Origin of the sequence: Bradyrhizobium frederickii, from assembly GCF_004570865.1 — a bacterium.
Classification (GTDB): Bacteria; Pseudomonadota; Alphaproteobacteria; order Rhizobiales; family Xanthobacteraceae; genus Bradyrhizobium; species Bradyrhizobium frederickii.
The window spans coordinates 154,584-177,761 of record NZ_SPQS01000009.1; the positions used below are offsets into that span (position 1 = coordinate 154,584).

Genomic DNA, 23,178 nt, shown 5'->3' on the forward strand with positions numbered 1-23,178 from the left:
GTGGGATCAGCTGGCGAGGAGCGGGGAACTCGCGCGACGGCTCCGCTCCGAGAGCACGGCGCGTGCGGCGCGCTCGGCGTCGCGGGCCGAACGGAACTGGCGGCCTTCGAGACTGTCGAACAGGCGCTCGGAGGAAAAGAAGCGAAAGCCGCGCTCATCTCGCGTGATGATGCCGGCGGCGCGGTCGTGGATCTCGATGATGTAGGCATTCGACGGAGCCTGGGACATGACTGCTCGTTCGCCGAAATCTCGGCGTTCCTGTTTGGGGATCTTCGGTGTGAGGTGCTGCTAGGAGGCGGTCAGCAACGACAACAGGCGCCTGTTGCCGCCGAGAAACAGCGCCGCGTCATGCACGAACGCATGTCGCCTTGGTTACGCTGGTGATCCATTCTCATATCGCGGCATCAAGCTCGAGGAGCAGTTTCGATGCTCCGAATATCGAGCGGTTGGCACGATTGGTCAATGAAATGGCTATCCATATTTACGGCCGGCGCGCTGGGGCGCTTCTCTCGGCGCAAGCACTAGCAGACGGATTCATCTCGCGATGAGTTCAACACAGGCGCACGGGCGGCGTGATACGCTTCTGGCGCCAAAACGCACGCAATTCGGGAGGTCCAGAGATGGCTGATGATCTGAAGGGGCGCACCGCGCTCGTGACCGGCGGCTCGCGCGGAATTGGCGCCGCCGTGTGTCGCGCGCTGGCCGAAGCAGGCGCTGCGGTGGCGATCAATTGCCGCGAGCGGATCGGGCAGGCCGAGCAGCTGGCCGGCGAGATCGGCAAACAAGGCGGCCGCGCCATCGTCGTCGCCGCCGACGTCTCGCAGCGCGAGGCCGTGGCCGCAATGGTCGAGCGCGTCACGGCCGGGCTCGGGCCGATCGACATCCTCGTCAACAATGCCGGCATCGCCATCACGCGCGGCATCGACGATCTCACCGAAGACGATTTCGACCGCACCATCCTGGTCAACCTGAAATCCGCCTTCCTGTGCACGCAGGCCGTGCTGCCGTCGATGCGCGCCAGGAAGTGGGGCCGCATCGTCAACATCTCCTCGGGCGCGGCGCGCGGCGCCGGCTCGATCGGCCCGCACTACAATGCGTCCAAGGCCGGCATGGAAGGTCTCACGCGAGGCTATGCCGCGCGGCTGGTGAAGGAGGGCATCACCGTCAACGCAGTGGCGCCGTCGCTGATCGAGACCGACATGATGAGCGGCCAGCCCCAGCTCGTCAGCCGCATCCCGCTCGGCCGCTTCGGCAGGGCAGAGGAGGTGGCGAAAGCGGTGATGCTGCTGGTCGACAACGCATACATGACCGGGCAGACCGTGGCGCTCAGCGGCGGGATGGCGTTTAACTAGGGGTAGCCGTCGCCGCGGACTCTCTTTCCTTCTCCCCTTGTGGGAGAAGGTGGCGCGAAGCGCCGGATGAGGGGTATCTATCCGCAAAGTAAAATCGCGAGAGATGTGCTTGCGGAGACAAACCCCTCACCCGTCTCGCCGCTATCGCGGCGAGCCAACCTCTGCCACAAGGGGAGAGGAGAGAAGAATCACCACATCGTCGCGGCCGCGCGCTCGGGCCAGATGCGGTCGTATTCCGCGCCGCCGACCTTGTTGTCGCTCATCTCGGCGAGGATCTGGCCCGGGGTCGGCAGCGTCTTGGGGTCGATGCGCTTGTCGGGATTCCAGAGGTCGGAGCGGACGATGGCGCGGGCGCATTGAAAGTAGATCTCGTCGACATGCATCACCATGACACTACGCGGCGCCTTGCCTTCGACCTTGAACGAGGCCAGGAGCTCGGGATCGACCGAGAGATGGGCGCGGCCGTTGGCACGGACCGCGTTGCCGGAGCCGGGAATCAGGAACATCAGCGACACCCTGGGATCGCGCACGATGTTGCGCAGCGAATCGACACGGTTGTTGCCGCGACGGTCCGGAAGCATCAACGTCTTGGGATCGTGAACACGGACGAAGCCGGGCCGGTCGCCGCGCGGCGAGCAATCGATGCCTTCCGGCCCGATGGTGGCGAGCGCGGCGAACGGTGCCTTCTCGACGAAGACGCGATAGAGCGGCGTGACGTGGTCGGCGACTTTCACTGTCGAGGCGTCGTTGGTGACGCCGTAGATGGCCTCTAACTGCTCGACCGTTTCGATCACCGACATTCCGTTCTCTCCGTGGTGGACCGGCTATTCTCGCCGGCCTTCGTTCCTGATGACGCGGACGAGCTCGCGGCTGTGATCCTCCGCTCTGCCGGCGTTGAGGATGGTGACGTCGGCCTGCGCCGTCGCGTCGTCGATGCTGCGGGTGAGACGTTCGGCGATGTTGCCATCGCTCTGCCGCGCCCGCGCGGCAAGCCGCTGCGCCAGCACTTCCGGCGGCGCCGTGATCGCGACCACCACGACATTGGCATAGGTCTGGCGCAGCGCGCCGATCACCGTGCGCGAGACGTTGGCGACGGCCGTGCGTCCGGCGCGGATATGGTCGTTGATCTCGCGCGGCAGCGCATAGGAATGTCCGTGCGCGTCCCAGTGCACGGCAAAGTCACCATGATCCCGCGCACGGTCGAATTCGTCGGGACTTATCGCGATATTGTCTTCATCGGGCGATGACGCGCGCGTCACGATACGGCGCGGAAACACGACGCTGGGATCATCGGCGCAGGCCGCCTGCGCCAGCCGCAGCAGCGTGTCCTTGCCGGCGCCGCTGGGGCCGACCACGAGCACGAGCCGGCCCGGGCCGATCGCGCCCGCCTCGCCCTCGGCCGTGGTCGCCGTCTCGCTCATGCGACGCGGTGTCCTTCGCGCCAGACGCTGCGGACGACGGGAACGTGGCCTGCAACATGCACGCGGATCAGATCGGCGCGCTTGCCGGTCGCGACCTCGCCGCGGTCGGTGAGACCGACCGCCTCGGCGGGCGCCTTCGTCACCGTGCGGATCGCCGCCGGAAGGCTGATGGCGGGCACATGCTCGGGCAATTGCAGCGCGCCCATCAGGAGGCTCGACGGGATGTAGTCCGACGACAGGATGTCGAGCAGGCCTTCCCGGGCGAGATCGACCGCGGCGATGTTGCCGGAATGCGAGCCGCCGCGCACCACGTTCGGCGCGCCCATCAGGATGTCGATGCCGGCCTGATGCAGGGCACGCGCGGCTTCCAGCGTGGTCGGGAATTCAGCGACCGAGACGCGGTCGCGCACGGCATCCGCGACGTTCTCCTCGGTGGTGTCGTCGTGGCTCGCGAGCGGGATGTTGTACCGATGCGCCAGCGCCACGATCTCGCGCATATTGCTTGCGGCGTATTGCTTCTGGTACTCGAAGCGCTTGGCGAACAGCTCGTCGAGCTCGGCATCGGTCTTGCCGCCGCCCTTGCCGCGATAATAATCGCGCAGCTTGACCTCGTCGCGGAACTGGCGCTGGCCGGGTGTGTGGTCCATCAGCGACATCAGCTTGACGTCGGGGCGGTCGATCAGCTCCCTGGCCTCCTCGACCACGCTCGGCATCGGGATCTCGCAGCGCAGGTGCAGGAAGTGGTCGGCGCGCAGCAGGCTGGCATCGCGCGCGGTCGTGATCGCGGCGGCGAGCACGCCGGCGCGGCCGTCGACCTCCTCGGCGCCGTCCTCGCGCCAGACCCGGAGCGAGTCGAACACGGTGGTGATGCCTGATGTGGCGAGCTGACCGTCATAGGAGACCACGGCGGCGACCGGATTCCAGAACACCTTTGGCCGCGGCACGTAATGGGCTTCGAGATGGTCGGTGTGAAGCTCGATCAGGCCCGGCATGATGAGGTCGCCGCCGGCATCCTCCGCCCCTGCCGGTGCCCGGCCCTCGCCGATCTCGGCAATGCGGCCGTTGGCAAGAGCGAGCCAGCCCTGCTCGATCACCCGATCGGCCAGCACGATCCTGGCGTTGGCGATCACAATGTCCTTCGGCTTGGCGTTCATTTCCATGTCCCTCAGGCCGCCGCGGCAAAGCTGGCGACGTCGACGATGCGGTCGGCAATCAGATGACGGATTTCGTCGTCATGGACAATGGCAACCACGGCGACGCCCCGGCGCTTCTTCTCGGCAATCAGCTCGACCACCACGCCGCGGTTGGCGGCGTCGAGCGAGGCGGTCGGCTCGTCCAGCAGCAGGATCGGCAGATCCGAGATGAAGCCGCGGGCGATGTTGACGCGCTGCTGCTCGCCGCCGGAGAAGGTCGCGGGCGGCAGCCGCCACAGCCGCTCGGGGATGTTGAGGCGATGCAGCAACTCGCCGGCGCGGGCCTGTGCGTCGGCGCGGGCCATGCCGTTCACGATCAGCGGCTCGGCGACGACGTCGATGGTGGCAACGCGCGGCACCGCCCGCAAGAACTGGCTGACATAGCCGATGGTGGCGCGGCGGACGTTGAGCACCTGGCGCGGCTCGGCGCTGGCGAGATCGATCAGCGCGCCGCGATGGCGGATGCCGATCCGGCCGCTGTCGCAGCGGTAATTGCCGAAGATCATCTTCAGGATCGACGACTTGCCGGCGCCCGACGGACCCGACAGCACGACGCACTCACCCGGATTGACCTGGAAGGTCACGCCGCGCACGACCGGCAGCTCGATGCCGCCCTGCAGGTGCATCGTGAAGGTCTTGTTGGCATCGGCGATATCAATCATGGCGGTCATTGCAGAACTCATATCGAAAGACTCATGGCGGCAGAATCGAGGAGACGAGGAGTTGCGTATAGGGCTCGCGGGGGTCGTCGAGCACCTGGTCGGTGAGACCGGTCTCGATAACCCTGCCGCCCTTCATCACCATCACCCTGTGAGACAGGAGCCGCGCGACCGCGAGATCGTGGGTGACGATGATGACGGCCAAGTGCAGCTCGGCGACGAGGCTGCGCAGAAGATCGAGCAGGCGGGCCTGCACGGAGACGTCGAGGCCGCCGGTCGGCTCGTCCATGAACACCAGCCGCGGCTCGGTGACGAGGTTGCGCGCGATCTGGAGGCGCTGGCGCATGCCGCCGGAATAGGTGCGCGGCGCATCGTCGATGCGTGCGACGTCGATCTCGACGCGGGTGAGCCAGTCCGACGCGGTATCGCGGATGCGGCCATAATGGTTCCAGCCCACCGCCATCAGCCGCTCGCCGACATTGGCGCCGGCCGAGACCGCCATGCGCAGGCCCTGCGCGGGATCCTGGTGCACGAAGCCCCAATCGGTGCGGAACAGGAAGCGGCGTTCGGCCTCGCCCAGCGTGGCGAGATCGCGCGTGACACCGTCGCGCATGCGGTAGGAGACGTGGCCGCCGCTGGCCGCGAGCTGGCCCGACAGGAGCTGAAGCAGCGTCGACTTGCCTGAGCCGGATTCGCCGACGATCGCCAGCACCTCGCCGGGATAGAGCGCGAACGAGACGTCGCGGCACGCGGCGATGCGGCCGAAGGACTTGCTGAGGGACGTCGCGACCAGCAGCGGCTCCTCGTTCTCGTGCAGGTCTGGATCAGCCATTCGCGCCTCCTTGCGCCTTGTCCTTGTACGGCGCGGCGCTGAGGCTGCCGTGGTGGCCCGCGGCCTGCCGGCCCTCGCAATAATCGGTGTCCGAGCAGACGAACATGCGGCTGCCCTTGTCGTCGGTGACGATCTCGTCGAGATAGGAATCCTCTGCGCCGCACAGCGCGCAGGGCGCGTTGAAGCGGTAGGGCTCGAACGGGTGATCCTCGAAATCGAGCGATACCACCTGCGTATAAGGCGGGATCGCGTAGATGCGCTTCTCGCGGCCAGCCCCGAACAATTGCAGCGCCGGGCAATTGTCCATCTTGGGATTGTCGAATTTCGGCGTCGGCGACGGGTCCATCACGTAGCGCGCGTTCACCTTCACCGGATAGGCATAGGCGGTGGCGATGTGGCCGAAGCGGGCGATGTCCTCATAGAGCTTCACATGCATCAGGCCGTATTCGGCCAGCGCGTGCATGCGCCGCGTCTCGGTCTCGCGCGGCTCGAGGAAGCGCAGCGGCTCCGGAATCGGCACCTGATAGACCAGCACCTGGTTCTCGCTCAGCGCCGCCTCCGGGATGCGGTGACGGGTCTGGATCACGGTCGCCTCCTCCGTCGCGGTCGTGGTGGCGACGCCCGCGGTCTTGGCGAAGAATTTGCGGATCGAGATCGCGTTGGTGGTGTCGTCGGAACCCTGGTCGATCACCTTCAGCACGTCGGCAGGACCGAGGATCGCGGCGGTGACCTGCACGCCGCCAGTGCCCCAGCCATAGGGCATCGGCATTTCGCGGCTGGCGAACGGCACCTGATAGCCGGGGATCGCGATCGCCTTGAGGATGGCGCGGCGGATCATCCGCTTAGTCTGCTCGTCGAGATAGGCGAAATTGTAGGCCGGCGCGTTCATTCCGCGGCCTCCTTCATGGCTTCGGGCGCTTGCGCATCTGCGAATTCCTGACGCAGCTTGCGCAGCAGGCCGAGCTCGGACTGGAAGTCGACATAATGCGGCAGCTTCAAGTGCTCGACGAAGCCCGTCGCCTGGACGTTGTCCGAATGCGACATCACGAACTCCTCGTCCTGCGCCGGTGCACGCACCTCCTCGCCGAGCTCGCGGGCGCGCAGCGCCCGGTCGACCAGGGCCATCGACATGGTCTTGCGCTCGCTCTGGCCGAAGGCGAGGCCATAACCGCGGGTGAAGCACGGCGCCTCGGTCGCGGAGCCCTTGAACTGGTTGACCATCTGGCATTCGGTCAGCTCGATCGCGCCGAGCGGCACGGCGAAGCCGGCGTCCTCCGCGAAGAACTCAACCTCGACCTCGCCGAAGCGGATCTCGCCGGCGAACGGGTGGTTGCGGCCATAGCCGCGCTGGGTGGAATAGCCCATCGCCAGCAGAAACCCTTCGTCGCCGCGCGCCAGATTCTGCAGCCGCAGGTCGCGGTCCGCCGGGAAATTCAGCGGCTCGCGGGTGAGATCGCCGACGCTGGCGCCGTCCTCGGCCTGGGGCGAGGATTCGATCAAGCCGTCGCGGCCGAGAATGTCCGTCACGCGCGGCGTCGGCGCCGTGGAGGCATCGGCCGTGGCCGGCGCCTCCGGCGCAACGCCTTGCGCGAGCGAGGGATCGAGCAGTCGGTGGGTATAGTCGAAGGTCGGCCCGAGGATCTGGCCACCGGGAATGTCCTTGAAGGTCGAGGACACCCGCCGCTGCACCCGCATCGCGCCGGTGTCGACCGGCTCGCTGGCGCCGAAACGCGGCAGCGTGGCGCGGAAGGCGCGGACCAGGAAGATCGCCTCGATCAGATCGCCGCGCGCCTGCTTGATCGCAAGCGCCGCGAGCTCGCGATCGTACAGCGAGCCTTCGCTCATGACGCGGTCCACGGCGAGGCCGAGCTGTTCCGAGATCTGGTCGAGCGTGACCTCCGGAACGCCGTGGTCGCCGCGCCGCTTGTGGGCGAGCAGGCGATGGGCGTTCTCGATGGCGCGTTCGCCACCCTTGACTGCGACATACATGCTTCAGCTTCCCTTGCTCACGACGCGCGTGGTGCGGGGGATCGCGACCACGGCATCATCGGCGACCAGCACGATATCGATGCCGCGCGGAAACAGCGGCTCGTTGAACCGCAAGCGCTCGAACAGGTCGAACGGCCTGATCGACGCCTGGAGCGTCGCGGCACCGTCGATGCCGGGCCCGCGCAGCTCGAAGCTGCGACCCGCGTCGAGGCTCTCCACCTGGAGGATGACCGTGGTGGAGCGATCCGGATATTCGCTGGTGCCGAGCGCGAAGCGTTCGAGCGGTGGAAGCGCGGCGGCGTCGCCAATCAGCGCGAAACTCGCGATCGAGCTATCCTGCACCACCGGCGCGCCGGTGTGGAATTTCAGCCATTTGATCACGTCCGGGCTCGCCGCCATCGGCGCATCGAGCCAGAGCGGCGTGTCGTGGTCGAACAGCGTCAGCGCGATCGCGGCGGTGCCGCGCATCATCATATCGGGTGCCCCCGCGCCCGGCACGATGCGCTGGAGCGAGCCCGGCCGCGCCATCGCGTCCATCACCGAGCGAAAAGTCGATTGCGCCGACAGCACCTTGTCGGCGAACCCCGGCGGCAATTCCGCAATCGTGGTCATGATCTCACCCCTCACCGCGCACCATGGTGTAGAAATCAACCTTCGTCGCGGCGGTCTCGGCCGCGGCCTGCTGGCGGCGAATCATAAGCTGCTCGCGCAACGGCGCGATTACATCCCGCTCCACCGCGCCGCCGAAATCACGGGACTGCACCAGCGCATCGCACAGCGCGATCAGCCGCGCCTTCTCACTGTTCCTTCCGAGCGTATAGCCGAAACCGACCTCGCCGCTCGCGAGCTTCACGGCCGCGCGCGACACCGTGGCCTCGCCGAGGTTGAAGGGCGCGCCGTCGCCGCCGACCCGGCCGCGCAGCATAACGAGGCCGTTTTCCGGCGCGCGCAGATCCTGATGCTCCGGAAGAGCGAAGTCGCGGAGGCGGGCGGCGATCTCGCCCGCCTCCGCGTGCGCCAGCACGGCCATGGCGGCCTTGCGCTGGGCTTGCTGGTTGTCGTGCTGGGTCACCCGATTCACCGAACCTTTGGACAGAACTTGCCGCGCCGAAGTTGTCTATGATAATAGACAACTTCATACGGGAGCGCCATGACTGTTTCGTGACAAAGCCGTGATTTCTGGGCTAGGCTAACCGGCGATATGAGCATGCAAGACACTGCATCGTCCGGCGTCGCGCTGTGGCGCCTCGTTGCCGACGGCATCGAGCGCGGCATCGCCGACGGCCGCTTCGCGGCCGGCGACAAATTGCCGGGCGAGATGGAGATCGCCGAGACCTATCGCGTCAACCGCCACACCGTGCGGCGCGCGCTGGCAGCTCTCGCCGAGCGCGGCCTGGTGCGCGCCGAGCGCGGCAGCGGCACCTATGTCGAAGCGCAGAAGCTCGCCTACCCCCTGCGCTCGCGCACCCGTTTCTCGGAGATCGTCGGCGCCGGCGGCCGCGAGCCGCGCGGCCAGTTGATCGAGGCTTCCGAGGATGTCGCGACCCGCGAGCTGGCGCGCGAGCTGGGCATGAAAGCCGGCGCGCCCCTGGTCCGGATCGAGGCGATCCGCCTTGCCGACCGCACCCCGATCTGCGTCTCCACCACCTGGCTGTCGGCCGAGCTGTTTCCGAATGCGGGCGCGGTGTTCGCGGCGACGCGCTCGATGACGAAGCTGCTCGCGCATTATGGCGTGCGCGACTATCGCCGCGGCGCGACCCGGATCACCGCCGGCATCGTGGACGCCACCGACGCGGCACGGCTGGATCTCGCGCTGGGACGCCCGATCCTGGTGGTGGACGCCACCGACCACGATCTCCAGGGCAAGCCGCTGATGACCAAGCACTCGCGCTTTGCGGCGGAGCGGGTGGAGTTTCTGGTGGAGTCGTAGGGGCACCCTCCGAGAAACGGGACTCGTAGGGTGGGCAAAGCGCAGCGTGCCCACGACTTTGATCATGTCGGAGAAAGTTCGTGGGCACGGCGCAAGCGCGCCTTTGCCCACCCTACGGCACCGACGATCAGGCGACAGCTCGCTTGCCAATGATCGCAAAGCGCAGCTTGCTCGAGATGAAATCGATCGCGGCGACCGCGACCAGGATCATCAGGATCAGGAACGACACCTTCTGCCATTCCAGCACGCGGATCTGCTCGGCGAGCTGGAGGCCGATGCCGCCGGCACCGACGATGCCGATGATGGTGGCCGAACGCGTGTTGGATTCGATGAAATAGAGCACCTGGCCGGCGATGACGGGCAGCACCTGCGGCAACAGGCCGAAACGGATCTCGTGCAGCGCGCTGCCGCCGGAAGCGCGGATGCCCTCGACCTGCTTGCGGTCGGCGCCTTCGATCGCCTCGGAGAACAGCTTGCCGAAGGCGCCGAAATCCGCCACCGCGATGGCGAGCACGCCGGCGAACGGGCCGAGCCCGACCACGTTGATCCAGACCAGCGCCCAGATCAGGGTGTCGACGCCGCGGATCGAATCCAGCACGCGGCGAACCGGAAAGCGCAGGATGCTCGACGGCACCACGTTGCGCGCGGCGAGCAGGCTGACCGGAAGCGCGAACATTGCGGCGAGCGTCGTGCCCAGCACCGCGATCGACAGCGTCTCGCCGAGCGCCTTCAGATAGACCGGCAGCGAGGAGCCGGGATCGGGCGGGATCATCATCAATGTGATCCAGCCGAGCTGGCTGAGGCCGGCGAAGAACCGCGACGGCGAGAAGTCGAGATCGACGAGGCCGTAAATCAGGATCGCGAACGCCGCGACGATCATCGCCGGCATCGCGAGCCGCGCCGACGCCGGCCGGTCGAACACATCGGGGTAGCGCGCGCGAAGCTCTCGCGGATCGACCTCGTGCGGCGTCACGTCCGCGCCTCCTTGCCGAACAGGCGGCCGCGCAGCCAGCCCGTGGTGATGTCGATGATGAAGACGGTGACGATGATGGTGAGCAGGATGGCGCTGACGTCCGAATAGTAGAATTTGCGAATGGCGACGACGAGCTCCTGGCCGATGCCGCCGGCACCGACGAAGCCCATGACCGAGGCTTCGCGCACGTTGATCTCGAAGCGCAGCAGCGCGTAGCTGGCATAGCCCGCCGTCACCTGCGGCACGACGGCGAAGCGCATGCAGGCGAGCCAGCTCGCGCCGGTCGAGCGGATGCCCTCGACCGGCTTCATGTCGGCGTTCTCGACGATCTCCGAGAACAGCTTGCCGAGCGCGCCGGTGGAATGGATCGCGATCGCGAGCACGCCGGCCATCGGCCCGAGCCCGAAGGCGATGACGAAGACCAGCGCGAACACGATGCCGGGGACGGTGCGGGCGAATTCGAGCAGGCGCCGCACCGTGAAGCGCAGCCAGGGCGCGGGCGAGGTGTTCTCGGCCGCGAAGAAATTGAGGCAGAATGCCAAGGTCGCGCCGATCAGCGTGCCGACATAGGAGATCAGCAGGGTCTCGCCCAGCATCTTCAGCCATTTGCGCCAGCCCCACAGCCACTCGCCGACATCGGTCCAGACCCGCTGGCCGCTGTCGAGCGTGAGGATACGGTCGAAATAGCTGATGAAATTGCCGAAATGGGTGAACAGCGTGCGCAGATTGACTTCGGCGCCGATCGCGGCGAGCGCCAGCGCTGCGGCGAAGATCGCGGCTCCGAACAGGAGGCGGAGCCGCCGGCGGGCCACCGCCTGGCGATAGGCGGCGTTGAGCACGGCGAGCTGCTGCTCGGGAAGGATCGAAACCGCTGTCGTCATCGGCGTGAGATTTGAGTCCCGTCAAAGAAAGAGCCGGGTCGATGGACCCGGCTCCAGTGGCATCGTCCCGAGATCAGGACGCCTTCTTCTTACGCAGCGCGTCGACGAACTTGATCAGCTCGATCGTGCCGTCCCAATCCTTGGTGGTGGCGTGATTGAAACCCTTCTTCTGGCCGTCCTGGAGGCGATCGAACGCCGCCTTGTCCTTCGCCGGCGCGTCGAAGAAGGCCTTCGCGATGGCCGCCTTGGCGTCGTCCGGCAAGTCGGAGTTGTAGGCGTAGGGACCGTTGATGATCGGTGCCGACTTGTGAATGATGCGGAAGTCGTCCTTCTTCATCGCCGAGCCGTCGGCATTCTTCAGCATGCCCTTGGTCAGCATTTGGGCCAGCGTCGAATCGTCGTCGGTGGTCCACTGGTTGGCCGCGACGTCGACCGTCCCTTGCGACAACGCCAGCATCGCGTTCTCGTGGCTGCCGGTGAAGACGACCTTGCTGAAATAGCCCTCGGCGTCGTGGATGCCCATCTTGTCGAGCTCGAAGCGCGGCACGTTGTTGCCGGAGGTCGAGTTCGGATCGACCAGGCCGAGGTTCTTGCCCTTGAGGTCGTCGATCTTCTTGTAGGCGCTGTTCGCCTTGACGAAGAACACCGAATAATAGCCGGTGGAGCCGTCGGCGTTGATGTCGTTGGCGAAAGCGTCGGTCTTGACGCCGGTGAGGCGGGCGCGGGCGAACGAAGCCGAGCCGTAGCTCGCAATGTGGATGTTGCCGGCGCGCTGGCCTTCGATCACGGCGGCGTAGTCGTTGGCGATGCGCAGCGTGACCTTCACGCCCAGTTCCTTGGAGAGATAGGTCATGAACGGCGCCCAGCGCTCGGTGACGCCGGAGGCATTCTCGGCCGGGACGACCGCGAAGGTCAGCTCGGGATATTTGGCCTTCCAGTCGTCGGCGGCGGCGGCGGAGGCCGTGAACGCGAGCGCGGCGGCGCCGGCAAGGACTAATCTGCGAGTGATCATGATACCCTCTTCATCGGTTGGGGTCGGTTGACGCAAAGACATGCAACAAAATTGCAACGAAACAGATTTCGCTCAGGCGGCCGCGGCCGTTCCGAGCGCCGGGACGCCCTCGGGCGCCGGCACGGGCATGCCGCCCATGACATCGGCGGCTTCGAGATCGTAGAGCTCGCGTGCGACGTGATCGGTCAGCGCGGCCGGCGCGCCGTCGAACACCACGCGGCCCTGCGCCATGCCGATCAGGCGATCGCAATAGCTGCGTGCGAGATCGAGCGAATGCAGGTTACAGAGCACGGTGATGCCGAAATGCTTGTTGATGCGCAAAAGCGCATCCATCACGATCTTGGTGTTGCGCGGGTCGAGCGAAGCGATCGGCTCGTCGGCGAGGATGATGTCGGGCTGCTGCACCAATGCGCGCGCGATCGCGACGCGCTGCTGCTGACCGCCGGAGAGCTGGTCGGCGCGCTGCGCGGCGAGCGAAGCAATATCGAACTGCTCGAGCGCGGACATCGCCAGCGCCTTGTCCTGCTCCGGCCACACTTGCGAAAGCGAACGCCAGGCCGGCATCGTCGCAAGCCGTCCCATCAGGACGTTGGTGAGGACATCGAGCCGGCCGACCAGGTTGAACTGCTGGAAGATCATCGCCGAGCGCGCCCGCCATTGCCGCAGCTCCTTGCCGCGCAACGCGGTGACGTCGACGCGATCGAACAGGATGCGCCCCTCGGTCGGGGTCACCAGGCGGTTGATGCTCCGCAGCAAGGTCGATTTGCCGGCGCCGGACCGTCCGATCACACCGACAAAGCCGCCGGGGGAAATTTGAAACGAGGCACCGTCCACCGCGGCTTTCGCGCCGAAGCGACACGTCAGACCTTCCACCACCAGCATGCAGCGCTCCAGATTAGCTGGGGCCACCGCTAACGCTGGCGCTTAACACTTGTGTGACAGGGACGTTGCGGTGCGGCGATCCTACACAGCTCATCCCCTGTCATCTTGATGTCATGACATCGTCATCAAGCCGCTTGAAGAGGTACGCCCGCCCCCACGTTCCGGATCCGACATGGCCGCCAAAGCTCTTTCAGTTCAGCCGACCATCGATCCCTCGGCCAAGCTGCATGAGGTCAGGCTCGGCGCCTATACCGAGGTCGGCGCGCGCACCATCCTGCACGAAGTGGCGATGGGCGATTACTCCTATGTCGTGAACGATTCGCAGATCACCTACAGTACGATCGGAAAATTCTGCTCGATCGCGGCGATGACGCGCATCAATCCCGGCAACCATCCGATGCACCGCGCGACGCAGGCGCATTTCACCTATCGTTCGAGCGCTTACTTCGAGGGCGAGAGCGACGATACCGAGTTCTTCGACTGGCGGCGGCAGCATCACGTCCATATCGGCCACGACGTCTGGATCGGCCACGGCGCGATCGTGCTGCCGGGCCGCAACATCGGCACCGGCGCGGTGATCGCCGCCGGCGCCATCGTCACCAAGGACGTGCCGGCCTACACCATCGTCGCCGGCAATCCGGCCCGAATCGTGCGGCGACGGTTCTCCGAGGAGATCGCCGGGCGGCTTGCGCGGCTGGCCTGGTGGGACTGGGATCACGACAAATTGCGCGAGGCCCTGCCCGATTTCCGCAAGCTCGGGATTGAAGATTTTCTTGCGGCATATGAAGCACGAGCGAGACCTCTCGCCAATCCTCCCAGCGAACGAAGTGCGGTCGCGTGACAGACATCTTCCTTGAAGCCGGCCGGACCCTGGTCGGCGCCGAACTCGTCGAAACGTCACTGGCGGTGTCCGGGCAGGACATCACTGCGATGGACGCCTCTCGCGGCCGGGCGCGGCTGGCGATCGACGCGCGGGGCCTGCTGGTGCTGCCCGGCATCGTCGATCTTCATGGCGATGCGTTCGAGCGGCAGATGATGCCGCGTGCCGGTGTCGACTTCCCGATCGACGTCGCGCTCGCCGACAGCGACCGCCAGGCCATCAGCAACGGCATCACCACGGTGTTCCATGCCACCACCTGCTCCTGGGAGCCGGGCTTGCGCAGCGCCGACAATGCGCGCGGCCTGATGGAGGCGATCGAACGGCAGCGTCCGCAATTCGCCGCCGACACCCGCTTCCATCTGCGGCACGAGACCTACAATCTCGAGGCCGAAGCCGAGATCGCGCAATGGCTCATGGAAGGCCGCGTCGACCTGTTCGCCTTCAACGATCACATGGACGGCACGGTCGCCGACATGGCCAAGCCGCGCAAGCGCAACCGCATGGTGGAGCGCACCGGACTGTCGGGCGAGGAATTCGACCGCCTGGTCGAACGCGTGACGTCGCGCGCCGACGAGGTGCCGGCTTCCGTTGCGCGTCTGGCCGCAGCGGCCCGCGCGGCCGAGGTGCGGATGCTCTCGCACGACGACGCGACGCCGGCGATGCGCCGGGAATTTCGCGAGCTCGGCGCTGACATCGCGGAATTTCCGATCAACGAGGAGACGGCGAGGGCGGCGGCAAGCCACGGCGATGCCATCGTCTATGGCGCGCCGAACGTCGTGCGCGGCGGCAGCCACACCGGCTGGACCAAGGCCTCCGACATGATTGCCAAGGGGCTCTGCTCGGTGCTGGCCTCGGATTATTATTATCCCGCGCAGCTGCTCGCCGCGTTCCGGCTCGCCGCCGATGGCGTGCTGCCGCTGACGGAGGCCTGGAATCTGGTCTCCGCCGGCCCTGCGCGCGCGACCGGCCTCACCGATCGCGGCGTGCTCGCGCAAGGCCGCCGCGCCGACATTCTGCTGGTCGACGACACTGCACCGCTGCGGCCGCGGCTGATCGCGGTGATATCAGGCGGCAAGCTCGTCCATCTCACCGATGCGACGCGGCTCCTGAGTGCGGCGGCGATGCCGCGCGAAGCTGTCGTCGCGGCCTAAACCGGCTATGCTCGGGCGATGACAGATCTTCCCCGCTACGCGATCTATTTTGCCGCCGGCAGCGACAGCCCCCTGTCCCGCTTCGGCGCCGAGCTGCTCGGCTACGATGCCTATACCGGCAACGAACTGCCGTTTCCGCGCGAGGCGCTGGAGGTCGCGCCTGATTGGCGCGACCTTAGCGCCGATCCCCGCAAATACGGCTTTCATGCCACGCTGAAGGCGCCGATGGCGCTGGCATCGGGCAAGACCGAAGCCGGGCTGATGGAAGCCTGCGCGACCTTCGCCGGCAAGACGCGGCCGCGTCCCGTGATCCGGCCTGTCGTCGATGCCATCAGCGGCTTCATCGCCGTCATTCCAGCCGAGCCGGTCGATACGCTTCAAGATCTCGCCGCCGATTGCGTCCGCGATTTCGATCTGTTTCGCCCCGCTCTGACCGCGGAAGATCGCGCGCGGCGTAAGCCGGAGAAGCTCAGCGAACGGCAGCGCGACTATCTTGACCGCTGGGGCTATCCTTACGTGATGGAAGAATTCCGCTTCCACATGACGCTGACCGGACGACTGGATGCGGAGCGTCGCGGGCCGATCCTGGAGATGCTGCGCGCGCGGTTTGCGACGCTGAAGCTTGATGCACTCGAGATTGATCGCATCGCGCTGTTCAGGCAGGATGACGCAAAGGACCGGTTTCGCATCATCGGCGAGTGGGGATTGGCGCGGGTGGACCTCAGCGCCAGCTCACCAGATTGAAGGCGAGCGCCACCGCGCCGACCAGGACGAGGCTGGTCGCCCAGACTGCATCCAGATTGAACCAGCTTCGCGAGACGAATTTCAACCCCAGATAACGGTAGACCAGCCACGCCAGACACCCGCCGGCGCTGACCATGGCGGCAACGTGCACCACGGACACCAGCACCGCCATCCCGAGACTTGCCTTCATCAACTCGCCCGCCGCCTCGTGGCCGGCATCGAGCTCGAAGGCCCGGCAGAGCCCGAGATAGATCGGCACGAGCATCAGGGCGGCGCCGTGGGCAATGGCGACGGCAAATGACCAGAGCGCCAATTGCGTCGGCGGAATTCGTGCCAGCGCGCGCGGATGGCGCCGGTCGATCAGCCGATAGATGCCGAAGCCGATGACGAGAAGGCTCGCACCGATCTGGATCGGACGCTGCCACTCGGCCAGCACGAGCAGGAAAGCGAATGGCAGCAGCACGAGAAACGTTGCGAGCAGATGCCCGACCGCCAAGGCCCACAATGCGCGGAAGAGCGCGCGCGGGCTCTTGTCCATGAGCCCGGCCGACACGGCGAGCGGCCATCCCATTCCCGGATTGATCCCGTGGTAGAGACCGCTCGCAGCAAGCGCGAGCCACAGCCAGCCGAGCGCCGGGTTCGCATGGGTCCCATCTAGACCGACGGGTAGCAAAAGGAGTCGGTCGAACAGTCGCCGCCCTCGAGCCTGATCTGGTGCGCACGGTATCCGTCGGGGAAGCTCACGAAATAATCCTTGTCGAGCTCGAGGCCGCCGTTGCGACCGACATTGGCCATGACTTCCACGCCCGGAACCCCGTCGGGATAGAACTGGTTGTCCCAGGTGGAATAGAGCGAATTGGTCCAATAGACGCGCCTGCCGTCACGGCTGATCTCGACCATTTGCGGGCCCGCCGCAAAGGCCTTGCCATTCGGATGGGGGGTGCGGCGCGCGATACCGCCGATATGGACGGAGCCCGCAAGCTTCGGTTTGCGCGGATCACTGACGTCGTACTGGCGCATTTCACCCGTACCCCAGCACGAGACATAGAGAAACCGATCGTCCATCGACAGATCGATGTCGGTCACCAGCGGCGGCACGGCGCCGAACCCCTGAAGCAGCGGCGGGAGTTGCTCCTTTGGCGCGGGCTCGGGTGGGATCGTCGCCGTCTTCTCCGCATGGAATTTCCCGCCTTCTCGCCACCAGGTCCAGATCGATGCTTCGAGATTCGTGGTGTCGACCACGACGCCGACGAAGCCGTACTCGCGAACCGGATCATGCGCCGGCCGCACCTCCAGGGCCATCTGATGATTGGCACCGAGGTCGATGGTCTGGACGTTGCGACGGGCGCGAAGGTCCCAGAAGTGCAGACGATGGCCATATTTGTTCGCAAGCAAGTCTTCCGGGACGATCCCGTTCTCGAACTGCGGCGGCAAGGCCCATTCGCTCGTCACCATGTAGTCGCGCGGCAGATTCCACCAGAAATCATAGTGCAGCGTCTGCGGACCGCGGTCGATCTCCCATCGTCCCAGGACCTCGAACGTCTCGCAATCCATGATGAAGACACCGGGAGGACCGTTGGTGCCGTCTTTGCCACCGCCGCCCAGCGTGCTCACATAGACACCGTCCGGCCCGCAATGGATCGTGTGTGGCCGGGAGTAGCCGGTCTTCTTGAAGACTTCTTCCGGTTCGATGATCTTGTGGATCTTGGCTTGGGTCGGATCGGGCTTGGTATCGATGATGTAGATGCGCGACGAACGCAGCCCGGGAATGATGAGATAGCGCCGCTCGATGAAGGCGTGTCCGGCGAGCGGCGACAAGGCGGAGGAGCACGCATTCCAGCCGAAATGATGAAACTCATCGCCCTTGTTGGGCATCGTCACGGTGTGGACGATCCGGCTATAGGTCGGCGATCCCGGCTTGACGTCGATGACCGCGAGAGCATCCGGCTTCGAGAAGTCCGGACTGAGCAGCAACGTGTAGGCAAAGTTCTCCGCAGGTGCTTCCATCGCAAGCTTGGGCGATGCGTGAAAGGTGGGATCGGGCCTCATCGTCATGGCACTGCCTCCCTGTTCTGTCGGTTCGCTCCAACCTGGCTCGGGATAACGGCATAATGAAGAGGTGTTACGCGATGTTTTGAGATGCTCCGGGGCCGGTTGGCGAACGTACAATATGTCATCGCCGTGCCGGGGGAAACTGGTCGAACCGCGCTAATTCGACGCCCTCGGGTCGAATGCATGCCGGAGGGATCGGGCGGAATGCACGCGTCCGATTCAGTGTCGTCCCGGCGCAGGGACCCATAACCAGAGGGACGAGTGCGGGGCAAAGCCCCCACTCCGAGTCGTCGTCAAACCACTCCCTGGGGATATGGATCCCGGATCTGCGCGCGCTTTCGGCGCGCTTGTCCGGGACGACAGCGGAGAATGTCCCATGAGCTTTCGTAGGGTGGGCAAAGGCACGTAGCGCCGTGCCCACGGTCTTTCTCGATGACAACAGGTGGTGGGCACGCTTCCGCCTTCGCTCTGCGAGCTACGGCGGACAAGTCGCTTTGCCCACCCTACGACAGCGGGATCTGCAGCGTTACTTCCCCCACCGCAAGGCCAGCGCATCGCGCTCCTTGGCGAGCTCCAGCAATCCCGCTCGCGTCGCCGGATGCAGCGGCTGGAGCGGGTGTCGCACGGCGTCCGACTTGATGACGCCGCCGGCCTGCATCATGACCTTGCAGGCGATCAGGCCGCATTGACGGTTCTCGTAGTTGATCAGCGGCAGCCAGCGTTCGTATGCCGCCTTCGCCTTTTCGCGGTCGCCGGCGAAATAGGGATCGACGATCTGGCGGATGCCGTCGGGATAGCCGCCGCCGGTCATGGCGCCGGTGGCACCGGCATCGAGATCGGCGAGCAGCGTGATCGCCTCCTCGCCGTCCCAGGGGCCTTCGATGTCCTTGCCGCCCGCCTCGATCAGGCCGCGCAGCTTTGAGGCCGCACCTGCCACCTCGATCTTGAAATAGCGGATGTTCGAGAAATCGCGCGCCAGCCGCGCGAGCAGCTCGACCGAGAGCGGCGTGCCGGCCACCGGCGCGTCCTGGATCATGATCGGAATATCGATCGCGCCCGAGAGCACCTTGAAGAATTCGACGATGCCCTTCTCGGGAACCCGGAAGGTCGCGCCGTGATAGGGCGGCATCACCATCACCATGGCCGCGCCCGCCGCCTCGGCCTGCTTGCTGCGCGCCGCGCAGACGGCCGAGCTGAAATGGGTGGTGGTGACGATCACGGGAACCCGGCCCGCGACATGTTCCAGCACCGCATGCATCACGGTCTCGCGCTCGGCATCGGTGAGCACGAACTGCTCGGAGAAATTGGCGAGGATGCAGATGCCGTGCGAACCGGCATCGATCATGAAATCGATGCAGCGGCGCTGTCCCTCGAGGTCGAGCTCACCGCGCTCGTCGAAGATGGTGGGCGCGACCGGGAACACGCCGCGATAGGGGCGCTGGGCCTTGTGGGGGGTGACCGGCATCGAACTCTCCATCCCTGATGTGTCTTGCGTCTGGCGCTGCGCTCACGGCGCGCGGCGGCACAGATGTAGCCGCCGCGCGGACCGGCGGCAATGGCCGCTCGACATCAGACGGAGAGAACTGAGAGAGAGCTCGCCTGCGGCCGTCCTTCGGGATGCCCGCCTCCGGCGGGCCCTCAGGATGAGGTCTCGGTCCGCGGCAAAATATCAGACCCTCATGGTGAGGAGCCCGCCAATGCGGGCGTCTCGAACCATGCAGGCCGAACCTCTGACGATTGTCTCAGTGGATTACGCGGACTTCACTGCTCCCAAGAAGCCCTCGACCGCGACGCGGAGCCGATCGGCGTCGGCCGACATCTTCTTGACGGATTCCGACAGCACCGTGCCGGCATTGCCGGTCTCCTGGTTGAGCCTGGCGACGCTGCCAATGGTGTCGGTGACCTCGCGGGTGCCTTGCGCCGCCTGCTGGAAGTTGCGGGAGATCTCGGTGGTGGCGGCGCGCTGCTGCTCGACGGCGGCGGCAATCGCCGTCATCTTCTCGTCGATGCCGCTGATGGCGCCGCCGATCAAGCGGATGGCGGCAACCGCCTGGCCCGTCGCGGCCTGGATCTCCTCGACCTGGCGCGAGATCTCTTCGGTCGCGGTCGCCGTCTGGGAGGCGAGACTCTTGACCTCACCGGCGACCACGGCGAAGCCGCGGCCGGCTTCGCCCGCGCGCGCGGCTTCGATGGTGGCGTTCAGCGCCAGAAGGTTGGTCTGGCCGGCGATGGCGTTGATCATCTTGACGACTTCGCCGATGCGGCTTGCGGTCTGGTCGAGGATCTCGACCGTCGCATTGGTCTGCTCGGCCTGCGAGACGGCTTCGCGGGCCTCGCGGGCGCTGGACTGCACCTGCGCCGAGATCTCGCCGACGGATGCGGAGAGCTCTTCGGTCGCGGCCGCGATGGTCTCGAGATTGTTGGTGGCCTGTTCGGCGGCGGAAGAGACCGCTGCGGTCTGGCTGCTCGATTGCGACACCAGCGAGCGCACGCCGGTCGCGGTGGCATCGAGCTCACGCGTCGAGGCCGCAACGCTCTGGATGACGGCCTGCACGGTGTCGTCAAAGCTACGGCATGCAGAATCGACAGTGCCGGAGCGCGCGAGCTGGAGCGCCTGCTGCGATTCGCGCTCCTGGCCCAGCCGTTCCGCGGTTGCCGCGCTCTCGCGCAGGCTTTCCAGTGCGGCGGCCATGGTGCCGAACTCGTCGGGATGCCGGGATTGCGGCACCGGCGTCGCATAGTCGCGGGCGCTGATGCGGGCGATGGCGTCGAGGATGGCGCGTACCGGCCGCATCAGGCGATTGCGCACCACGAACACGCCGGCCAGAGTCACGGCCAGCGCGAGCAGGAAGGCGAGCGACTGCACGATGAGGTTGGTGAGGGCTTTGGCCTGGACGGCTTCCGCACGCGCGATCGACTGGTCGAGAGCCTTGTTGGCGACCGCAACGATCGGCGCGAAGGGCGACTGACACAGCGCGTTCCATTCCGAGGCGGGCATTGCCGGCTTGCCGCTGCCGTCGAGATTCCTGGTGAGATCGCCGATTTGCTTGAGCACACCGTCCGTCTTGGCCCGCGCCTCCTTCGCGGCATTGACAAGGTCCGCCGTCACGTCGGGCGCGGCCAGCAATTCCTCCATGCCGGTCCAGCCGGCGGTGACGATGCCGTTCCAGCCGGCCACGGTCTGCTTCTGGGTCTCGTCGAGCGGCTTTGAGGTGTTGACGTTGGGACGGAGGGTCGAGCACTGGATGCCGTAACGGTCGCGCACCTGCCAGGCCAAGCGGCGGGCCTGGATCATGCGCGCGATGAAGGGATCGTTGGTCCAGGCGCGGTTGGACACCGCGGTGGACGCCAGATTCGCGGTCTCGATCACCTTGGTGACGCCATCGTACCAGGGCGCGGTGCGCTCGATCTTGCGCTCGGCACGCGGCAGCTTGGCCTCGTCGTAGAACAGCTGGAACTTCGGAGCAGCCTCGCTCCAGCGCTGCTTCAGCGTGCTGGCGAGTTCGTCGCGGCGAGCGAACTCGACGGTGGCGAGCGCCGCGGCGATGGCATCATAGCCGGCCTGCTCGGCCTTCTCGGCGGCGCCAAGCTTGGCGCGCGGATCGTCCTCGCCGAGCAGCGCGCTCTGCGCATCGCCGCGATTGCTGCGCAATGCGAGCACGCCGTGGAAGATCGCCTTGTCGGCAGCCGCAAGCCGCTCGGTCTCCAGACTTTCGCTGTAGCGGCCGAACGCCCCGAGCATCTGGAACGCGGTGCTGGCCAGCGCGCCGGCGGCGACCAGCGCCATCAGCGTCAGGAGAAGCGAGCTTACCGATTTGTTAAACATCGTCATGGGTTCGGGGCCTACTCTTCACGAGAGGCCACCTTGCATGGCGACATGCCAAGGTTTGGTTAAGACTTTAATCAAATACCTGCGGTTGTGCCCGCCGTTTCCTCCCGCCAGGCTGCGTCCGATCACGCCACCTTGGTGAAGTCAGGCGGCCGGCGCTCGGCGAAGGCGGTGAATGCTTCGCGCGCCTCGGCGGTGCGCAGCCGCTGGGCGAACTGCTCGCCTTCGGCCTGCATCTGCGCGACCAGCGCCTCGCCGTTGCGCATCAAGCGCTTGGTGGCGGTGAGGGCGCCGGCCGGTTGCCGGGCAAGGCGCTGCGCGAGCGCGAGCGCCTTGGCGTCGAGCTTGTCGAGCGGCACCACACGGTTGGCGATGCCCCATTGCAGCGCGGCCTGCGCCGGCACCGTCTCGCCCAGCGCGAACATCTCGTAGGCGCGGGCATGGCCGATGCGCGCCGGCATCAGCAGGCTGGAGGCCGCTTCCGGCACCAGCGCGAGGCTGACGAAAGGCGTCGACAATTGCGCGTTGTCGGCGAGCACCACGAGGTCGCAATGCAGCAGCATTGTGGTGCCGACGCCGACGGCACGGCCCTGCACCGCCGCGACCAGCGGCCGGGTGCAGCGGGCCAGCGACTGGATGAAGCGGATGACGTTGCGGCTGCCTTCGGATTTGCCGGCTGCGACCGCGGCGAATTCGCCGACGTCGTTGCCGGCGGTGAACATGTCGCCCTCGCCGCGGATCAGGATCACGCGGACGGACGCATCGTGCTCGGCGGATTCGATGGCGTCGGCGAGCTTGCCGTACATCGCATCGGTCAGCGCGTTCTTCTTGTCGGGACGCGCCAGCGTGAGGGTGAGAATGCCGCCGTTGGTCTCGATGCGGACGTGCTCGGTCATGGGTTCGCTCCTTCTATTCGTCTGAATGCCTTGTCGTCCGAAGGCCTTGGAAACTTGTCCTGAATGCTGGTCAGCCAGCGCGCGACGATGTCGATTTCCGCGGCCGTGAATCCGTCCGTCAACGCCGCGTTGATCTCGGCCGCGCCGGCTTTGGCTTGCGCCAGCGCGGTGCGTCCCTTCGGCGTCAGAAAGATGCGCCAGGCGCGTCCGTCCTCGCGGTCGGCCCGCCGCTCGATCAACTTCGCAGCCTCGGTGCGGTCGACGAGGCCGGAAATGCCGGCCGGCCCCATGTCGAGCGCCGCGCCCGCCTCGCCCATCAGCACGCCGTCCTGCTTGCCGAGGATGAACAACAACCCGGCCTGCGCCGGCGTCACCTCGCTCTCCGGCCGCGCCGCCATCCAGCGCTGCAAGCGGCGCTGCGCGACGCTGAGCAGATAGATCAGCCGATGGTGCCGCGCGTCGACGCCGTTATTTCGCATGCGAAATATCTAGCTGAGGGCGA

25 protein-coding genes are annotated in these 23,178 nt (G+C 66.3%); 5 read left to right on the forward strand and 20 right to left on the reverse strand.

Annotated features, from left to right (window positions below; genetic code table 11):
* Positions 1 to 6: 6 nt before the first annotated feature.
* Positions 7 to 228, reverse strand: coding sequence for a hypothetical protein (locus E4K64_RS17485; protein WP_135164619.1), 222 nt, complete (start codon positions 226 to 228; stop codon positions 7 to 9).
* Between the two features lie 392 nt (positions 229 to 620).
* Between E4K64_RS17485 and E4K64_RS17490 the strand changes: the two genes are divergently transcribed.
* A complete protein-coding gene (locus tag E4K64_RS17490) occupies positions 621 to 1,352 on the forward strand; it encodes an SDR family NAD(P)-dependent oxidoreductase (RefSeq protein ID WP_135164620.1) in 732 nt (243 codons plus the stop codon).
* Between the two features lie 188 nt (positions 1,353 to 1,540).
* Here the strand turns inward: E4K64_RS17490 and E4K64_RS17495 are convergent, their stop codons facing one another.
* From E4K64_RS17495 to phnG, 9 genes are read right to left on the reverse strand one after another with little or no spacing between them, the layout of a single operon-like run.
* Entirely contained in the window at positions 1,541 to 2,152 is a 612-nt protein-coding gene (locus E4K64_RS17495) for a pyridoxamine 5'-phosphate oxidase family protein (protein WP_135164621.1), read from the reverse strand.
* Between the two features lie 24 nt (positions 2,153 to 2,176).
* Positions 2,177 to 2,773 (reverse strand): phosphonate metabolism protein/1,5-bisphosphokinase (PRPP-forming) PhnN, encoded by a 597-nt coding sequence (gene phnN / locus E4K64_RS17500; RefSeq protein ID WP_135164622.1) that lies wholly within the window; start codon positions 2,771 to 2,773, stop codon positions 2,177 to 2,179.
* Complete coding sequence (locus E4K64_RS17505) at positions 2,770 to 3,927, reverse strand: alpha-D-ribose 1-methylphosphonate 5-triphosphate diphosphatase (protein ID WP_135164623.1); 1,158 nt, start codon at positions 3,925 to 3,927, stop codon at positions 2,770 to 2,772. The genes phnN and E4K64_RS17505 overlap by 4 nt, the downstream gene beginning before the upstream one ends.
* Before the next feature lie 11 nt (positions 3,928 to 3,938).
* Positions 3,939 to 4,637, reverse strand: coding sequence for a phosphonate C-P lyase system protein PhnL (gene phnL / locus E4K64_RS17510; protein WP_167772081.1), 699 nt, complete (start codon positions 4,635 to 4,637; stop codon positions 3,939 to 3,941).
* A 22-nt stretch (positions 4,638 to 4,659) separates the two neighbouring features.
* Positions 4,660 to 5,457 carry a phosphonate C-P lyase system protein PhnK gene (phnK, locus tag E4K64_RS17515; RefSeq protein ID WP_135164625.1) on the reverse strand — a complete coding sequence of 266 codons (798 nt, stop codon included), beginning with the start codon at positions 5,455 to 5,457 and terminating at the stop codon, positions 4,660 to 4,662.
* On the reverse strand, positions 5,450 to 6,346 hold the full coding sequence (locus E4K64_RS17520) for an alpha-D-ribose 1-methylphosphonate 5-phosphate C-P-lyase PhnJ (protein WP_135164626.1): 897 nt from the start codon (positions 6,344 to 6,346) through the stop codon (positions 5,450 to 5,452). Before E4K64_RS17520 ends, phnK begins: the two co-directional genes overlap by 8 nt.
* Positions 6,343 to 7,446 (reverse strand): carbon-phosphorus lyase complex subunit, encoded by a 1,104-nt coding sequence (locus E4K64_RS17525; RefSeq protein WP_135164627.1) that lies wholly within the window; start codon positions 7,444 to 7,446, stop codon positions 6,343 to 6,345. Before E4K64_RS17525 ends, E4K64_RS17520 begins: the two co-directional genes overlap by 4 nt.
* A gap of 3 nt (positions 7,447 to 7,449) precedes the next feature.
* Positions 7,450 to 8,058 (reverse strand): phosphonate C-P lyase system protein PhnH, encoded by a 609-nt coding sequence (gene phnH, locus E4K64_RS17530; RefSeq protein WP_167772082.1) that lies wholly within the window; start codon positions 8,056 to 8,058, stop codon positions 7,450 to 7,452.
* 4 nt (positions 8,059 to 8,062) lie between these two features.
* Positions 8,063 to 8,527 carry a phosphonate C-P lyase system protein PhnG gene (gene phnG / locus E4K64_RS17535; protein ID WP_135164629.1) on the reverse strand — a complete coding sequence of 155 codons (465 nt, stop codon included), beginning with the start codon at positions 8,525 to 8,527 and terminating at the stop codon, positions 8,063 to 8,065.
* Between the two features lie 120 nt (positions 8,528 to 8,647).
* On the opposite strand from phnG, the gene phnF reads away from it, so the two are divergent.
* Complete coding sequence (gene phnF / locus E4K64_RS17540; RefSeq protein WP_135164630.1) at positions 8,648 to 9,376, forward strand: phosphonate metabolism transcriptional regulator PhnF; 729 nt, start codon at positions 8,648 to 8,650, stop codon at positions 9,374 to 9,376.
* Between the two features lie 127 nt (positions 9,377 to 9,503).
* Here phnF and phnE (E4K64_RS17545) read toward each other — a convergent pair whose 3' ends face one another.
* From phnE (E4K64_RS17545) to phnC, 4 genes are all read right to left on the reverse strand, one after another.
* On the reverse strand, positions 9,504 to 10,349 hold the full coding sequence (gene phnE, locus E4K64_RS17545) for a phosphonate ABC transporter, permease protein PhnE (RefSeq protein WP_135164631.1): 846 nt from the start codon (positions 10,347 to 10,349) through the stop codon (positions 9,504 to 9,506).
* Positions 10,346 to 11,230: a phosphonate ABC transporter, permease protein PhnE gene (gene phnE / locus E4K64_RS17550; RefSeq protein ID WP_135164632.1), complete on the reverse strand. Its 885-nt coding sequence runs from the start codon at positions 11,228 to 11,230 to the stop codon at positions 10,346 to 10,348. The genes phnE (E4K64_RS17545) and phnE (E4K64_RS17550) overlap by 4 nt, the downstream gene beginning before the upstream one ends.
* A 73-nt stretch (positions 11,231 to 11,303) precedes the next feature.
* Positions 11,304 to 12,242, reverse strand: a complete 939-nt coding sequence (gene phnD / locus E4K64_RS17555; protein ID WP_135164633.1) for a phosphonate ABC transporter substrate-binding protein — start codon at positions 12,240 to 12,242, stop codon at positions 11,304 to 11,306.
* Positions 12,243 to 12,314: 72 nt separating this feature from the next.
* Positions 12,315 to 13,124, reverse strand: coding sequence for a phosphonate ABC transporter ATP-binding protein (gene phnC, locus E4K64_RS17560; RefSeq protein WP_135164634.1), 810 nt, complete (start codon positions 13,122 to 13,124; stop codon positions 12,315 to 12,317).
* A gap of 172 nt (positions 13,125 to 13,296) precedes the next feature.
* On the opposite strand from phnC, the gene E4K64_RS17565 reads away from it, so the two are divergent.
* Genes E4K64_RS17565 through E4K64_RS17575 form a run of 3 tightly spaced genes read left to right on the forward strand, consistent with a single transcriptional unit; the run spans position 13,297 to position 15,899 of the window.
* The gene (locus E4K64_RS17565; protein ID WP_135164635.1) at positions 13,297 to 13,965 is read left to right on the forward strand and encodes a transferase hexapeptide repeat family protein; all 669 of its coding nucleotides are present in this window, start codon (positions 13,297 to 13,299) and stop codon (positions 13,963 to 13,965) included.
* Entirely contained in the window at positions 13,962 to 15,155 is a 1,194-nt protein-coding gene (locus tag E4K64_RS17570; protein WP_135164636.1) for an alpha-D-ribose 1-methylphosphonate 5-triphosphate diphosphatase, read from the forward strand. The genes E4K64_RS17565 and E4K64_RS17570 overlap by 4 nt, the downstream gene beginning before the upstream one ends.
* A gap of 18 nt (positions 15,156 to 15,173) precedes the next feature.
* Positions 15,174 to 15,899, forward strand: a complete 726-nt coding sequence (locus tag E4K64_RS17575) for a DUF1045 domain-containing protein (RefSeq protein ID WP_135164637.1) — start codon at positions 15,174 to 15,176, stop codon at positions 15,897 to 15,899.
* Here the strand turns inward: E4K64_RS17575 and E4K64_RS17580 are convergent.
* The 6 genes from E4K64_RS17580 to E4K64_RS17605 form a co-directional block, all read right to left on the reverse strand.
* A complete protein-coding gene (locus E4K64_RS17580; protein WP_135164638.1) occupies positions 15,877 to 16,470 on the reverse strand; it encodes a hypothetical protein in 594 nt (197 codons plus the stop codon). The two genes, E4K64_RS17575 and E4K64_RS17580, sit on opposite strands and share 23 nt — an antisense overlap.
* 83 nt (positions 16,471 to 16,553) lie before the next feature.
* Complete coding sequence (locus tag E4K64_RS17585; RefSeq protein ID WP_135164639.1) at positions 16,554 to 17,954, reverse strand: selenium-binding protein SBP56-related protein; 1,401 nt, start codon at positions 17,952 to 17,954, stop codon at positions 16,554 to 16,556.
* A 523-nt stretch (positions 17,955 to 18,477) separates the two neighbouring features.
* Positions 18,478 to 19,416, reverse strand: a complete 939-nt coding sequence (locus E4K64_RS17590; RefSeq protein ID WP_135164640.1) for a dihydrodipicolinate synthase family protein — start codon at positions 19,414 to 19,416, stop codon at positions 18,478 to 18,480.
* A gap of 285 nt (positions 19,417 to 19,701) precedes the next feature.
* Positions 19,702 to 21,783 carry a methyl-accepting chemotaxis protein gene (locus E4K64_RS17595; protein ID WP_135164641.1) on the reverse strand — a complete coding sequence of 694 codons (2,082 nt, stop codon included), beginning with the start codon at positions 21,781 to 21,783 and terminating at the stop codon, positions 19,702 to 19,704.
* Positions 21,784 to 21,905: 122 nt separating this feature from the next.
* Positions 21,906 to 22,676 carry an enoyl-CoA hydratase gene (locus tag E4K64_RS17600; protein WP_135164642.1) on the reverse strand — a complete coding sequence of 257 codons (771 nt, stop codon included), beginning with the start codon at positions 22,674 to 22,676 and terminating at the stop codon, positions 21,906 to 21,908.
* On the reverse strand, positions 22,673 to 23,155 hold the full coding sequence (locus tag E4K64_RS17605) for a MarR family winged helix-turn-helix transcriptional regulator (protein WP_135164643.1): 483 nt from the start codon (positions 23,153 to 23,155) through the stop codon (positions 22,673 to 22,675). The genes E4K64_RS17600 and E4K64_RS17605 overlap by 4 nt, the downstream gene beginning before the upstream one ends.
* Positions 23,156 to 23,178: the final 23 nt, after the last annotated feature.